Raw genomic sequence first — 13,776 nt, forward strand, 5'->3', positions numbered from 1 at the left:
GACCCCATGATCATCCGCACCGAGTTCCCGTACGGGACCACCCGGGAGGACGTCCGGATCCCGATGGCCGACGGCGTGGAGCTGTACGCCCGGATCTGGCGCCCGGTGACGGACGGGCCCGTCCCGGCGCTGCTGGAGTACCTGCCGTACCGGCTGACGGACTGGACGGCGCCGCGGGACTGGCAGCGCCACCCCTGGTACGCGGGGCACGGCTACGCCTCCGTACGGGTGGACGTGCGGGGCCACGGGTGCAGCGGGGGCCGGCCAGGCGACGAGTACGACGCCCGGGAGCTCGCCGACGGGGTCGCGGTCGTGGAGTGGCTCGCCGCGCAGCCCTGGTGCACGGGCTCGGTGGGCATGTTCGGCATCTCCTGGGGCGGTTTCAACTCCCTGCAGATCGCCGCGCTGGCCCCGGAGGCGCTCAAGGCCGTCGTGACGGTCTGCTCCACGGACGACCGCTACGACAACGACGTGCACTACATGGGCGGCTCGGTGCTGGCCGTGGACATGCACGCCTGGGCGGCGACCATGCTGGCCTTCGCCTCCCGCCCGCCCGACCCGGAGTTCGTGGGCGAGGGCTGGCGCGAGCAGTGGCTGGACCGGCTGGAGTCGGTGGAACCGCTGGTGCACACCTGGCTCTCGCACCAGACGCGCGACGCGTACTGGCGCCACGGCAGCGTCTGCGAGGACTACGCGGCGATCGGCGCGGCCGTACTGGCCGTCGGCGGCTGGCACGACCCCTACCGGGACACCGTGCTGCGGCTGGTCGAGCACCTGCCCGCCGACCGGGTGCGGGGCCTGATCGGCCCGTGGTCGCACCAGTACCCGGACCGCGGGCTGCCGCCCGGACCGGCCATCGGCTTCCTGCAGGAGACCCTGCGCTGGTGGGACCACTGGCTCAAGGGCGCCGACAACGACGTGATGGACGAGCCGCTGCTGCGCGCCTGGATCAGCGCCTCGCACCCGCCGGCGACCGTGTACGAGGAGCTGCCGGGCCGCTGGGCCGGGGAGAAGGCCTGGCCTTCGCCCTCGGTCATCCCCGTCCCGTACGGGTTGCAGGGCGCGCCCGTGGCCGTCGCCTCCCCGCAGCACACCGGCCTGGACGCGGGCCGCTTCTTCCCCTTCGGCAACGAGGCCGACCTGCCGCCCGACCAGCGCGAGGAGGACGCGAAGTCGGCCTGCTTCGAGTTCCCGGTGGGCGCGGAGGAGCCGGTGGAGATCCTCGGCCGCGCCGCGGTGACGCTGCGGCTGCGGCTGGACGTGCCGTACGGGCAGGTGGTGGCCCGGCTGTGCGACGTGGCACCGGACGGCTCCTCGACGCTGGTCACGCGGGGCGCGCTGAACCTGTCCGCGCGGCACGGCCGGGACCGGGCGGTGCCGTGGCCGGCCGGCGCGTACGAGGACGTCACCTTCGAGCTGAACGGCATCGGCCACACCTTCCCGCCGGGGCACCGGATCCGGCTGGCGCTCTCCTCCGCCTACTGGCCGTGGATCTGGCCGCGGGCGGGCTCCGAGGCCGGCTGGACCCTGGATCCGGCGGGCAGCACCCTGACCCTGCCGGTGCGCGCGCCCTCCCGGGCCGACGAGGGGATCGTCTTCGAGGCGGCCGAGCAGGCGGAGCCGCTGGGGGTGGTCTTCCCGGCGACGCTGGACGAGCCGCGCCCGGAGCGGCTGGTCGTCCGGGACGTGGCACGCGGGACCTGGCACCTGGAGGTCGACCCCCGCTACGGGGGTACCCGGGTGTACCCCGACGGCCTGGAGTTCAGCGAGGAGGCGCTGGAGGTCTACGAGATCCAGGAGGCCGACCCCCTGTCGGCCCGGACCCGCTCGGAGTGGAAGATCCGCCTCCACCGGCCGGAGCGGGGCTGGGACGCGCGGGTCGAGACCCGGTCGGAGATCACCTGCGACGAGGGCGGCTTCCTGACGTCGAACGAGGTCGTCTGCCGGGAGGGGACCGAGGTGGTCTTCCACCGCACCTGGCAGCGCCGCCTGCCGCGGGCGGCGGGCTGACCGCCCGACCCCCGGGCACCCGGCCCGGGGGCCGGGGGCCGGGTGGGCCCCTCAAACGGCCTTGACGCCGTCCAGGAAGACGCCGAACGCGGCGGCGGAGAAGCCGAGTTCCGGGCTGTCGGCCCGCTTGGAGTCCCGGACGGGGACCACGCCGCGTGAGAGGACGAGGTTGGTGGCGACCTCTACGCACTGGCCACCATTGTTGCTGTAGGAGGACGTGAACCAGCGGGGGGATTCGGTCATCGCTACCGCGCCCTTCAGTTGCTCAGACGGCCTTGACGCCCTCCACGAAAGCAGAGAACGCGGCGGCGGTGAAGCCGAGTTCCGGACTGTCGGCCCGCTTGGAGTCCCGGACGGGGACGACACCGCGCGAGGGGACGAGGTTGGTGGCGACCTCGACGCAGTTACCACCGTTGCTGCTGTAGGAGGACGTGAACCAGCGGGGGGATTCGGTCGTCACGGGATGCCCTTTCATGACTGGCTGATCATGGCTACAGATGCTGTCTGCGAAAGCGCTTCGGCCTGGAGCTGATGGTAGGCCGTCAATATGGGCTGCACTAAACGCATATCCCGCTCCAGGTGGCCTTGTTGCGCAGACTCCGCATACGCGACCACCGATCGATCGCGGAGTGTCAGCAGATTGACCGGCAGGTCAAACGCCCGCCGTTCACCCAGGTCGTAGGGAGCGACTTGGACGACGGTTGAGGGCAGTTCGGCGAACCTGACCAACCTATCCCGTTGTGCCGCCATCACTTCGGGACCACCAACCTGTCGCCGGATGCAGCTCTCGTCCAGAACCACATGGACGAAGGGGGCAGGGGTGCGTTCCAGAGACGCCCGCCGCCGGGCGAGAAGAGCCAGCCGCTCTTCTCCTTGCTGCTCAGTAATCGCTCCCCGGCTCACGGCAGCCATGGTGATGGCGGCGGAGTAACCCTCGGTCTGGAGCAAGCCAGGAATGATGCCGAGTTCGAAGAGTCTGATTTCTTCCGCACGGAGCTCGTGCCCAACGTACTCCGGGAAGCCCTCCAGCAACGCCGTGTCACGCACGGCTCGGCCCTGCCGTTCGAGGCGATCACCGGTCCCGAAGGCCCTGTCGGCGTTCTGCGCGAAGCGCGGAGTTGGAGAGCGCCGACCAGTTTCCACCGCCGAGACGTGCGTCCCCGTGTAACCCATCCGTGCTGCCAGGTCCTCCTGAGTCCAACCACGCTCGTCCCGTAACGTGCGCAGACGCTGGCCGAAGGCCGCGCCAAGGGAATTATCCGGGTCCAGCTCTTTCCTGTTCACCATGGACGCCCAACTCTCCGTGCAACTCACGCAAGTTGATGACACCACGACCCTAGGCCACTCTGAACCCGATCGGTAGTCGAGCCGCTACGGAGAGGCACGGCCATGTGTGAAGCAACCCTTCCCCCGGACGCCCCGCAGCCCCCGCCCCCGCCCCCGCCCCCCGGCACCCTCGTGGTGGACACGGGGCGTGGTGACCGCGTGGGGGAGTTCCGGGGGGTCGCGGGGCCGTACTGGGCGCTGCGACCGGTGCGGGGTGGGCCGGAGTGGGAGGCGGTGCCGCGCGAGGTACGGCCCGTCGACCTCACGGAACGGCTGCGGGCCGAGATCGCCCGGCGCAACGCCCGGAGCTCGGAGGGGCTGCTGTGAAGGACACCCCGCTGACCGAACTGCACCGCATCGAGTCCGACCCCGCATGCCGGGCGCAGTTCCGCGCGCTGCTGGACGCGGCGCTCGTGCGGCGGGCGGCCGAGCAGGCGGCGTTCGCGAGGGCCGCCACGGATGCGGCCCACCGGCTCCGGAGCCTCCTGTGCGGCGGCGCGGCGGAGGACGACGCGGAGGCGGGCCGGCGGGGGACGGTGACCGTGACCCTCGGGGCGGTCGCCTGGACCTGCTTCCTGGCCTTTGCCGTCGCCCGGGGCCGGGCCGGGTGAGCGGCGCTCCCGGGCGGCCGGTGTGCGGCGCGCCCGGCGTGCTGTCGGGCGCGCACCTGGAGGCGCTGGCGCGGCTGCTGTCCGGGCAGCGCGGCGCCCTCCGGGAGGTGCTGGGGGCGGGCCCGGCCCTGCGGTGCACCCTCGAACGGCACACCGGGCCCCACATGGACGTGGTGCGCGAAGGCCCTGCGGGGAGCGCCCTGTGGGCCCGCTGGCCCGGGTGCGAGACGGTCCTCGTCCTCCCGGACTGCCCGGCGGGCGGGGGCTGCGGCCAGTACCTGTCCCACCCGGGCGGCCACACGTGGGAGGTCGCCGACCCCGGGCCCCGAGGACTCCCGCAGGGCCGGGCCGTCTGAGGCGGCCTAGGCGTAGAGCCGTTCCAGGACCACCGCGATGCCGTCCGCCTCGTTCGACAGCGTGACCTCGTCCGCGACGGCGAACAGTTCGCGGTGGGAGTTGGCCATGGCCACCCCGTGGCGCGACCAGGCGAACATCGGGACGTCGTTCGGCATGTCGCCGAAGGCGATCGTCGTCTCGGCCGTCAGGCCCAGGACGGCCGCCGCCCGGGCGAGGCCGGTCGCCTTGTCGATGCCCGGCGGCTGGAGTTCCACCGTGTGCTCCCCCGCCATGGTCACGTTCACCAGGTCGCCGACCACCGACCGGGCCGCCTGCGTCAGTTCGTCGTCGTCCAGCACCGGGTGCTGGATGAGCACCTTGTTGATGGGGGCCGACCACAGGTCCGCGCGCCGGGGCACCCGCACCGTGGGCAGGTGCGGATGCCACATCCGGTAGCCGGGCCCTATCAGCATCTCCGCGTCGAGCCCCTCCTGGTTCACCGCGGCATAGACCTCGCCGATCTCGGCCTCGATCTTGCCGAGGGCGACCTCGGCCAGGCCCCGGTCCATGGAGACGGAGTGCAGCAGCCGGCCGCGCGCCGCGTCGTAGACCTGCGCGCCCTGTCCGCACACCGCGAGCCCCGTGTAGCCGAGGCCGTCCAGGACGTGGCGGACCTGCGGCACGGGCCGGCCGGTGACGACGATGTGCTGGGCGCCGGCCGCGCGGGCGGTCGCGAGCGCCGCGTACGAGCGGGCGGAAACGGTGTCCCCGGCACGCAGCAGAGTCCCGTCCAGGTCGGTGGCGATCAAGGCGAAGGGGAGGGCCTGAGGCACGGCGGAAGTCACGGCGCCAAGGATACGGACCCCCTTGGACAAGTCCTACAATTGGCGGTTTCTCCACCTGGAGGTGGACGTTTCCCGCCTCCGGCGAGGAGTTGGCGCCCCCGGAGGCATGAGGCGCACCGTCCTCGCCGGAGCAGGGACGAGCCGCCTTCGTGCACCTCGCAGCCTGACGACCGGCCCTCTGCGTGATGCCCGGCGCGTCGTTCCCGACCCCGTGCGCACACGTGCACGCCTGCGCCGGCGCCTGCCGCCGTCGTGGTCCCGTACCTGCTTGGGCGGAGCGTACGACGCCCACTCGCCCACCGTACGAGATGACGCGATGTGACCGAACTTCACAACATCTGCCCGTTTTCAGCCTCCCCCGTTGTGTTTCATCTCCGCTCCGAGCACCCGAGCTTTCCGTCGTCATCCTGGGTAGCGTGTCCCGCACCGTGTCTACCGGGACACCCCCGGACCGCGTCGAAAGCGAGGCAGCACCCCATGCCCCAGCAGAGCCCCCTCGATGTCCCCGAGGGCGACCCGTTCGGGCCGCACAACCTCCCGTACGGCGTGTTCTCCACCCCGGCCGAGCCGGAGCGCCGCCGCGTCGGCGTGCGGCTCGGCGGCCATGTGCTCGACGCCGGGGCGGTGGCGCTCGCGCTCGGCTCCCCGTACGCCGAACTCCTCGTCCGGAGCTCGCTGAACCCGCTGCTCGCCGCCGGCCGCACCGCCTGGCGCGACGTGCGCCGCGCGCTGACCGCCTGGGTCACCGACCCCGGGCACCGCCCGGCCGTGGAGCCGCACCTGCTGCCGCTGGACGAGGTCGTCCTGCACCTGCCGTACGAGGTCGCCGACTACGTCGACTTCTACGCGAGCGAGCACCACGCCACCAACGTGGGCCGGATCTTCCGCCCCGACGGGGACGCCCTCACGCCCAACTGGAAGCACCTGCCCATCGGCTACCACGGCCGCTCGGGCACGATCGTCGTCTCCGGCACGGACGTCGTACGGCCCTCCGGGCAGCGCAAGGCCCCCGCCGACCCGGCGCCCGTCTTCGGCCCGTCCGTCAAGCTCGACATCGAGGCCGAGGTCGGCTTCGTCGTCGGCACCCCGTCCGAGCTGGGCCGCCCGGTGGCGCTGGGCGAGTTCGAGGACCACGTCTTCGGCCTGTTCCTCCTCAACGACTGGTCGGCGCGCGACATCCAGGCCTGGGAGTACGTACCGCTGGGTCCCTTCCTCGGCAAGTCCTTCGCCACCTCCGTCTCCGCCTGGGTGACCCCGCTGGAGGCCCTGGACGCGGCCCGCGTGGCCCCGCCCGCCCGGGACTTTCCGCTCCTGCCCTACCTGGACGACGCGGCCGTCGACCGCCCCGGCGGCTTCGACCTGCACATCACCGTGGCCGTCAACGGGCAGGAGGTGGCGCATCCGCCGTTCGCCTCGATGTACTGGACCGCCGCCCAGCAGCTGGCCCACATGACCGTCAACGGGGCCTCCCTGCGCACCGGCGACGTGTACGGCTCCGGGACCGTCAGCGGCCCCGAGACCGGACAGCGCGGCTCCCTGCTGGAACTCACCTGGAACGGCCGCGACGCCATCGAGCTCGCCGACGGCAAGCGCACCTTCCTGGAGGACGGCGACACCGTCACCCTCACCGCCTGGGCCCCCGGCGCCGACGGCACCCGGGTGGGCCTCGGCGAGGTCACCGGCCGCATCACGGGCGCGCGCTGACAGCTCCGCCGACGGGGTGGCGGATCTCTCCGCCACCCCGCCGCAACCGCAGGTCACAGCCCTGCGCCGATGGTGCGTGGTGGCGCAACACTGCGGCAACACCATCACCGGCCCTCCAACGGTACGTTCCCTGTCATGCCAGCCGAACGCACCCGTGAGCACACCGTCCCGGTCGCCGCAGCGCGCCGTCGGCGCCTGCGCGCGGACCGGGCGCGGCAACTCGCCGACCTGCTGCGCCACCAGGTGCTGGCCGGCGGCTTCCCCGGCGGTGTCCTGCCGCTGGAGGACACCCTCGCCGCCGAGTTCGGCGCCGGCCGCAACACCGTGCGCCAGGCCCTGGACCTGCTGCGCGTCGAACGGCTCGTGGAGCGCCGGCCGGGCGTGGGCACCGTCGTCGTCTGCGAGAAGTTCCCGCACGGCCTGAACCGCCTCCAGGGCCTGGCCGAGACCCTGCACGAGCACGGCGAGGTCACCAACGAGGTCCGCACGGCCGGCCCGGTCCGGGCCCCCGCGCCCGTCGCCGGCCGCCTCGGCCTGCCCGAACACGCCGATGTGCTGTACATCGAACGGCTGCGCCGCCTGAACGGCCTGCCGCTCTCCCTCGACCTGACCTACGTCCCGCTGGACATCGGCGCCGGGCTGCTCGACCGCGACCTGGAGCACACCGACGTGTTCGCGCTGCTGGAGCAGGTGACCGGGCAGCGCCTGGGCCGCGCCGAGATCACCCTGGAGGCCGTCACCGCCGACGCGCACTCCGCCGCCGTGCTGCAGGCCCCGCGCGGGTCCGCCGTCCTGATGCTGGAGCGGCTCAGCCACCTCGCCGACGGGCGCCCCGTGGACCTGGAGTTCATCCGTTTCCGCGGCGACCGGATCACCATGAGCGGCCTCCTGCACCGCTCCCTGTAGCGCCCCGCCCTCCCCCTCCGCCCCCTTCCTGGAGACAGCCATGCCTCTGGTCCCCCAGCGCGGCGACGTGCCCGTGACCATCGACGAGTCCCTGTGCATCGACGGCTGCACCCTGTGCGTCGAGATGTGCCCGCTCGACTCGCTCGCGATCCGCGAGGACAACGGCAAGGCCTACATGCACGTGGACGAGTGCTGGTACTGCGGTCCGTGCGCCGCCCGCTGCCCCACCGGGGCGGTCACCGTCAACATGCCCTACCTGCTCCGGTGAAAGGCCCCGCCGCCATGCCCGTCCGCCCCTCCCCGCGCCGCGCCGTGCGCCGCACGGGAACCCTCGCGCCCGCCCTCGCCCTGCTGCTCGCCCCGCTCGCCACGGCCTGCGGCGACGCCTCCGGGGCGGCCGGGACCCGTACGGTCACCGTGACCGTCGGCTACCAGTCCAAGACCATCAACACCGTCACGGCCGGCACGCTGCTGCGCTCCCTCGGCTACTTCGAGGAGGAGCTCGCCGCACGCGGCCGGCAGGACGGGGTCAGCTACAAGGTCGCCTGGCAGGACTACGCCACCGGCGCCCCGATCACCGCCCAGATGACGGCCGGGAAGATCGACATCGGTTCGATGGGCGATTTCCCGCTGCTGCTCAACGCGGCGCGCGGCAAGGAGCTGAAGCAGCCCACCCGTCTGGTGTCGGTGACCGGCTACAACCTGCGCGGCGGCCTGAACACCGTGGTCACGGCGCCCGGCTCGAAGCTGGAGTCCCTCGCCGACCTGCGCGGCAAGAAGGTGTCGACCTCGGTCGGCTCGGCCGCCGACGGCACCCTCGTACGGGCCCTGCAGCGCGCCGGGATGGACCCGGAAAAGGACGTGCAGAAGCTCAACCAGCAGCCCAGCGTCGGCGCTTCGGCGCTCCAGGCGGGCAGCGTGGACGCCCTGTCGCAGTTCGTGGCCTGGCCGGGGCAGCTCGCCTACGAGGGCCGGGCCAAGGCGCTCTACGACGGCGCCGAGCTGAACCTGCCGACCTTCCACGGGGTCACGGTCCGGGAGCGCTTCGCCCGCGAACGGGCGGGCGTGCTGGAGGACTTCCTGCGGGCCCAGCGCCGGGCCACCGACCACCTGCGGGCGCAGCCGGTCGCCGCCGCCGAGTCGGTGGCCAAGGAGACCGGGCTGCCCGCGGAGGTGGTCTACCTCTACAACGGCGCACACGGCATCGCCACCTTCGACCCGGCCCTGCGCCCCGAACTCGTCGACGCACTGAAGCAGGACGTCCCCGTGCTGCGGGCCGCCGGGCTGGTCGGCGAGGTCGACGTGGACGCCTTCGTGGACCCGGGGCCCCTGTCCCGCACGGCGGCCGCGGCCACCGCCCTCCCGCAGGCCGCACCCGCCCGCCCCGAGCTGTGGCTGAAGGGGCAGGCGCACACGCAGACCTACGACTCCCCGCGCGAGCTCCTCAAGGCGGCCCGCGGCGCCGATGTCCGGGCCGCGTACGTGCCGGACGCGGTGACCGGCACCCCCTGGTTCGCGGACAACGCCGTCTGGGTGGCCGAGGGCGCCGAGCTGCGCGCCTTCGTCACCCCGGCCGGCGCCCGGGCGTACACCGAGCAGCACGCGGCCTCCGGGGCCCGGATCGTGAGCTTCGCCGAGGCCGGAGCCCTGGCCTCGTGACGGCCGGCCGCTGGCTGCTGCGGGCCGCCTCGCTCGGTGCGGCGCTCCTGCTGTGGCAGGTGCTGACCGCGCTGGACGTGAACCTGTGGCTGCGCTTCGAGCAGTTCCCGACCGTCGGGGAGACCGCGGCACGGTTCGCGGAGCGGGCCCGGGGCGGCCCGTACTGGCAGGACCTCGGCGCGAGCCTGCGCCGCATCGTCACGGGCTTCGCCCTCGCGGCCGTCCTCGGCGTGGCCGCCGGCACGGCCATCGCCCGCTCCCGGGTCGTCGGGGACGTGCTGGGGCCGGTGCTGGAGGTGCTGCGCCCGATCCCGGCCATCGCACTGGTCCCCGTGGCCATCCTGCTGTTCCCCTCCGACGAGCAGGGCATCGTCTTCATCACCTGCGCGGCCGCCTTCTTCCCGGTGCTGGTCTCGACCCGGCACGCGGTGCGGGCGCTGGCCCCGGTGTGGGAGGAGGCCGTCCTGACGATGGGCGGCCGGCCCGCCCGGATCCTCTTCTCCGTGGTCCTCCCCGGCGCCCTGCCGGGCATCTTCGGCGGCCTGTCCGTCGGGATCGGCGTCTCCTGGATCTGCGTGATCTCCGCCGAGATGATCTCCGGTCAGTACGGGGTCGGCTACCGGACCTGGCAGGACTACACGGTGGTGGACTACCCCGGCGTGTTCGTCGGCATGGCCACCATCGGCGCGCTGGGCTGGCTGACCTCCACGGCCGTGGAACGCGCCGGCCGCCGCCTGACCCGCTGGCTGCCCTCCCGGACGCACGAACACCCCGAACCCCGCACCAGGGAGGTGGCCGCATGAGCCCGACCGACACCCGCACCGGCCTCGCCGACACCGGCGCCCCGGCCGCCCCGGGGGCGCCCGGGGCCCGGCTCGCACTGCGCGGCGCCCGGCTGGGCCACCGCGGCAGCCCGGTGCTGGACGGCCTCGACCTGGTGGTCGAGCCGGGCGAACTGCTCACGGTGGTGGGCCCGTCCGGCTGCGGCAAGTCCACGCTCCTGCGCACGCTCGCCGGGCTGCTGCCGCCGCTCGGCGGCGCCGTGGAGCAGGACGGCGCCCCGGTCACCGGGCCGGGCGCCGACCGGGCCCTGGTCTTCCAGGACGACGCCCTGCTGCCGTGGCGGACCGTACGGGCCAACGTCGAGCTCCCCCTCGCCGTCCGCCGCGCCCCCCGCGCGGAGCGGCGGCGCAGCGCCGGGACGTGGCTGGAGCGGGTGGGTCTGGCCGGGCACGCCCACAAGTACCCGCACCAGCTCTCCGGCGGGCAGCGCCAGCGCGTCCAGCTGGCCCGCGCCCTGGCCGCGAGCCCCCGCGCCGTCCTGATGGACGAGCCCTTCGGCGCCCTGGACGCCCAGACCCGCGCCGGGATGCAGGACCTCCTCGTGGACGTGCTGGCCGGCACGGGCGCGACGGTCGTCTTCGTCACCCATGACGTGGACGAGGCCCTGTTCCTCGGCGACCGCGTGGCCCTGCTCGGCACCGCCGACGTGCTCCGCGTCCCGCATCCGCGCACCCGCGGAGCCGTGGACGCCGGGCTGCGCCGCCGGATCATCGACTCCCTCTGAAAGGCAGCACCGTGGACATTCCCGCGATCGGCGACGCCGAGGAACTCTCCTGCGACGTCCTCGTCATCGGCGGCGGCACCGCCGGCACGATGGCGGCCCTGACCGCCGCCGAGCGCGGGGCGCGGGTCCTGCTGCTGGAGAAGGCGCACGTGCGCCACTCCGGGGCCCTCGCCATGGGGATGGACGGGGTCAACAACGCCGTCGTGCCCGGCCGGGCCGAACCCGACGACTACGTCGCCGAGATCACCCGGGCCAACGACGGCATCGTCGACCAGTCCACCGTCCGCCAGACCGCCACCCGCGGCTTCGCGATGGTGCAGCGCCTGGAGTCGTACGGGGTGAAGTTCGAGAAGGACGAGCACGGCGAGTACGCGGTGCGCCAGGTCCACCGCTCGGGCTCGTACGTGCTGCCCATGCCCGAGGGCAAGGACGTCAAGAAGGTCCTCTACCGGCAGCTGCGCCGCCGTGAGATGCGCGAACTGATCCGGATCGAGAACCGGGTGATGCCGGTACGGGTCCTCACCTCCCCCGAGGACGGCCGGGCGATCGGCGCAGCCGGCTTCCACACCCGCACCGGGGCCTTCGTGACCGTGCGCGCGGGAGCGGTCGTCCTGGCGACGGGCCCGTGCGGACGCCTAGGGCTGCCCGCCTCCGGCTACCTGTACGGCACGTACGAGAACCCCACCAACGCGGGCGACGGCTATGCCATGGCCTACCATGCGGGCGCCGCCCTGACCGGCATCGAGTGCTTCCAGATCAACCCGCTGATCAAGGACTACAATGGTCCGGCCTGCGCGTACGTCGCGAACCCCTTCGGCGGCTACCAGGTCAACCGGCACGGTGAGCGCTTCGTCGACTCCGACTACTGGTCGGGGCAGATGATGTCGGAGTTCGCCGCCGAACTCGCCTCCGACCGGGGCCCGGTCTACCTGAAGCTGAGCCATCTCCCGGAGGAGTCGGTGGCCTCCCTGGAGTCGATCCTGCACACGACGGAACGGCCCACGCGCGGCACCTTCCACGCGGGCCGCGGCCACGACTACCGCACCCACGACATCGAGATGCACATCTCGGAGATCGGCCTGTGCGGCGGCCATTCGGCCTCGGGCGTCCGCGTCGACGACCACGCCCGCACGACCGTCCCGCGCCTGTACGCGGCCGGGGACCTGGCGTCCGTCCCGCACAACTACATGATCGGGGCGTTCGTCTTCGGGGACCTGGCGGGGGCGGACGCCTCCCGGTACACGGCGTACGAGGGCGAGCTGCCCGCGGAGCAGCTGGCGGCCGCACACGAGCTGGTCTACCGGCCGCTGCGCCATCCGCAGGGGCCGCCGCAGCCGCAGGTGGAGTACAAGCTGCGGAGGTTCGTGAACGACTACGTGGCCCCTCCGAAGACCGGCGCGAGGCTGTCGCTGGCGGTCGAGGCCTTCGACCGGATGTCCGAGGAGATCGCGCAGATGGGAGCGGCCACCCCGCACGAGCTGATGCGCTGCGCGGAGGTGTCCTTCATCCGGGACTGCGCGGAGATGGCGGCCCGGGCCTCGCTGGCCCGCACGGAGTCCCGCTGGGGCCTCTACCACGAACGGCTGGACCACCCCGGCCGGGACGACGCGGGCTGGCTGCACCATCTGGACCTGCGCAAGTCCCCCTCGGGGGCGATGGAGTTCACGGCGCGGCCGGTGGAGCCGTACGTGGTGCCGGTCGCGGAGTTCACCCCGGCGGGCGGCCCGTCCCGCCACCTGGGCGAGGTCGCGCTGGTGGGGGTGGCCACGGCGGGCCCGCCCGACGGCCCGGTCTCCGCGACGGGCACGCCTGCCGGTCCGGGTACGGGCACGCCAGCCGGTACGGGTACGGGTACGGGTACGGGTACGGCAGCAGCCGACGGCGGTTCGGGCTCCGGTTCGCCGCGGATCCTCGAACTCCTCGCCCTGGCCGAGGAGTCACCCGGCCTCGCCCTCCTCGGGCCCTACCTCCACGACCCGGAACCCGCCGTACGGGCCGCCGCCGTGGCCGCCGTCGCGGAGACCGTCCCGGCCGGAGCCGGTCCCGCGCTGGCCGCCCGCCTCACCGACCCGGCCCCCGCCGTACGGGCGGCGGCCGCGGCCGCGCTGCGCGAACTGGTCGAGGTGCTGCCGGGCGGGCCGGAGCTGGGCGCCGGGCTGCGTTCCGCCCTCGCCGTGCCCGACCCGGTGGTGCGCTCGGCCGCCCTGGAGGCCCTCCGCGCCCTGCGGCTCGGGGACGCGGAGCTGTACGCGGGCGCGCTGGCCGACGCCGATCCGGAGGTCCGCATCCAGGCCGTCCGGGCCCTGGTCGCGGTGGACGCGGTCGCGGCGCTCGCCGCCGCCGCGGGCGACCCGGCCCGCGAGGTCCGGGTGGCGGTCGCCAAGGGCCTGGCCGCGGTGCACGCCCCGACCCCGGCCCCGCTGGACCCGCTGCTCGCCGACCCGGACCCGCTGGTGCGGGGGGCCGCCCTGGCCGCCCTGGCCCGGGCCGGCTGCCCGGACCCGTACGCGGGAGCCGCCGCGGTCGCGCTGGCCGACCCCGCCTGGCAGGTACGCGCGGGTGCGGCGGCCGCGCTGTCGGCCGCCGGCCCGGGAGCGGCCGTACCGCCGCTGGCCGCAGCGCTGGCCGACGCCAACGCGGACGTCCGCAAGGCCGCGGTGCTGGCACTGCTGGCCCACCGGGACACCCCGGCGGCCCGGGCGGCCCTGGCCACGGCGGTCGCCGACCCCGACGCGGATGTCCGCGCCTACGCCGCCCGGGCGGCCTGACCGGAGCGGCCCAGGCCCCCCGTTCGGAGGCGCGCGGCGTGCGG

Annotated in this window: 15 protein-coding genes; 11 read left to right on the forward strand and 4 right to left on the reverse strand. The window is 74.0% G+C overall.

Annotated elements, in window-relative coordinates:
• The first annotated feature begins 6 nt into the window (after positions 1 to 6).
• Complete coding sequence (locus tag ACLJTM_RS01055) at positions 7 to 2,010, forward strand: CocE/NonD family hydrolase (RefSeq protein ID WP_411101410.1); 2,004 nt, start codon at positions 7 to 9, stop codon at positions 2,008 to 2,010.
• A gap of 51 nt (positions 2,011 to 2,061) precedes the next feature.
• Here the strand turns inward: ACLJTM_RS01055 and ACLJTM_RS01060 are convergent, their stop codons facing one another.
• Genes ACLJTM_RS01060 through ACLJTM_RS01070 form a run of 3 tightly spaced genes read right to left on the reverse strand, consistent with a single transcriptional unit; the run spans position 2,062 to position 3,297 of the window.
• The gene (locus tag ACLJTM_RS01060; protein WP_411101411.1) at positions 2,062 to 2,253 is read right to left on the reverse strand and encodes a DUF397 domain-containing protein; all 192 of its coding nucleotides are present in this window, start codon (positions 2,251 to 2,253) and stop codon (positions 2,062 to 2,064) included.
• Positions 2,254 to 2,275: 22 nt separating this feature from the next.
• On the reverse strand, positions 2,276 to 2,470 hold the full coding sequence (locus ACLJTM_RS01065) for a DUF397 domain-containing protein (protein WP_411101412.1): 195 nt from the start codon (positions 2,468 to 2,470) through the stop codon (positions 2,276 to 2,278).
• Positions 2,471 to 2,481: 11 nt separating this feature from the next.
• The gene (locus ACLJTM_RS01070) at positions 2,482 to 3,297 is read right to left on the reverse strand and encodes a helix-turn-helix domain-containing protein (RefSeq protein ID WP_411101413.1); all 816 of its coding nucleotides are present in this window, start codon (positions 3,295 to 3,297) and stop codon (positions 2,482 to 2,484) included.
• Positions 3,298 to 3,399: 102 nt separating this feature from the next.
• Here ACLJTM_RS01070 and ACLJTM_RS01075 point away from each other — a divergent pair, with 102 nt between their 5' ends.
• The 3 genes from ACLJTM_RS01075 to ACLJTM_RS01085 are packed head-to-tail and all read left to right on the forward strand — an operon-like array spanning position 3,400 to position 4,303.
• Positions 3,400 to 3,663: a hypothetical protein gene (locus ACLJTM_RS01075; RefSeq protein ID WP_411101414.1), complete on the forward strand. Its 264-nt coding sequence runs from the start codon at positions 3,400 to 3,402 to the stop codon at positions 3,661 to 3,663.
• Positions 3,660 to 3,947 (forward strand): hypothetical protein, encoded by a 288-nt coding sequence (locus ACLJTM_RS01080; protein ID WP_411101415.1) that lies wholly within the window; start codon positions 3,660 to 3,662, stop codon positions 3,945 to 3,947. The genes ACLJTM_RS01075 and ACLJTM_RS01080 overlap by 4 nt, the downstream gene beginning before the upstream one ends.
• Positions 3,944 to 4,303: a hypothetical protein gene (locus tag ACLJTM_RS01085; protein ID WP_411101416.1), complete on the forward strand. Its 360-nt coding sequence runs from the start codon at positions 3,944 to 3,946 to the stop codon at positions 4,301 to 4,303. Before ACLJTM_RS01080 ends, ACLJTM_RS01085 begins: the two co-directional genes overlap by 4 nt.
• Positions 4,304 to 4,309: 6 nt before the next feature.
• Here the strand turns inward: ACLJTM_RS01085 and ACLJTM_RS01090 are convergent, their stop codons facing one another.
• Positions 4,310 to 5,128: an HAD family hydrolase gene (locus ACLJTM_RS01090; RefSeq protein WP_411101417.1), complete on the reverse strand. Its 819-nt coding sequence runs from the start codon at positions 5,126 to 5,128 to the stop codon at positions 4,310 to 4,312.
• Between the two features lie 477 nt (positions 5,129 to 5,605).
• Between ACLJTM_RS01090 and fahA the strand changes: the two genes are divergently transcribed.
• The 7 genes from fahA to ACLJTM_RS01125 all read left to right on the forward strand — a co-directional run bounded on the left by fahA (position 5,606) and on the right by ACLJTM_RS01125 (position 13,732).
• Entirely contained in the window at positions 5,606 to 6,832 is a 1,227-nt protein-coding gene (gene fahA / locus ACLJTM_RS01095; RefSeq protein ID WP_411101418.1) for a fumarylacetoacetase, read from the forward strand.
• Between the two features lie 135 nt (positions 6,833 to 6,967).
• On the forward strand, positions 6,968 to 7,738 hold the full coding sequence (locus ACLJTM_RS01100) for a GntR family transcriptional regulator (protein WP_411101419.1): 771 nt from the start codon (positions 6,968 to 6,970) through the stop codon (positions 7,736 to 7,738).
• A 40-nt stretch (positions 7,739 to 7,778) separates the two neighbouring features.
• On the forward strand, positions 7,779 to 8,006 hold the full coding sequence (locus tag ACLJTM_RS01105; RefSeq protein ID WP_266934936.1) for a ferredoxin family protein: 228 nt from the start codon (positions 7,779 to 7,781) through the stop codon (positions 8,004 to 8,006).
• Positions 8,007 to 8,020: 14 nt separating this feature from the next.
• On the forward strand, positions 8,021 to 9,397 hold the full coding sequence (locus ACLJTM_RS01110) for an ABC transporter substrate-binding protein (RefSeq protein ID WP_411101420.1): 1,377 nt from the start codon (positions 8,021 to 8,023) through the stop codon (positions 9,395 to 9,397).
• Positions 9,394 to 10,200, forward strand: a complete 807-nt coding sequence (locus ACLJTM_RS01115; protein ID WP_411101421.1) for an ABC transporter permease — start codon at positions 9,394 to 9,396, stop codon at positions 10,198 to 10,200. Before ACLJTM_RS01110 ends, ACLJTM_RS01115 begins: the two co-directional genes overlap by 4 nt.
• Complete coding sequence (locus ACLJTM_RS01120; protein ID WP_411101422.1) at positions 10,197 to 10,964, forward strand: ABC transporter ATP-binding protein; 768 nt, start codon at positions 10,197 to 10,199, stop codon at positions 10,962 to 10,964. The genes ACLJTM_RS01115 and ACLJTM_RS01120 overlap by 4 nt, the downstream gene beginning before the upstream one ends.
• An 11-nt stretch (positions 10,965 to 10,975) precedes the next feature.
• Positions 10,976 to 13,732: a fumarate reductase/succinate dehydrogenase flavoprotein subunit gene (locus ACLJTM_RS01125; RefSeq protein ID WP_411101423.1), complete on the forward strand. Its 2,757-nt coding sequence runs from the start codon at positions 10,976 to 10,978 to the stop codon at positions 13,730 to 13,732.
• Positions 13,733 to 13,776 lie beyond the last annotated feature (44 nt).

The sequence above is a fragment of the Streptomyces sp. cmx-4-9 genome (genome assembly GCF_046548835.1).
GTDB lineage: Bacteria > Actinomycetota > Actinomycetes > Streptomycetales > Streptomycetaceae > Streptomyces.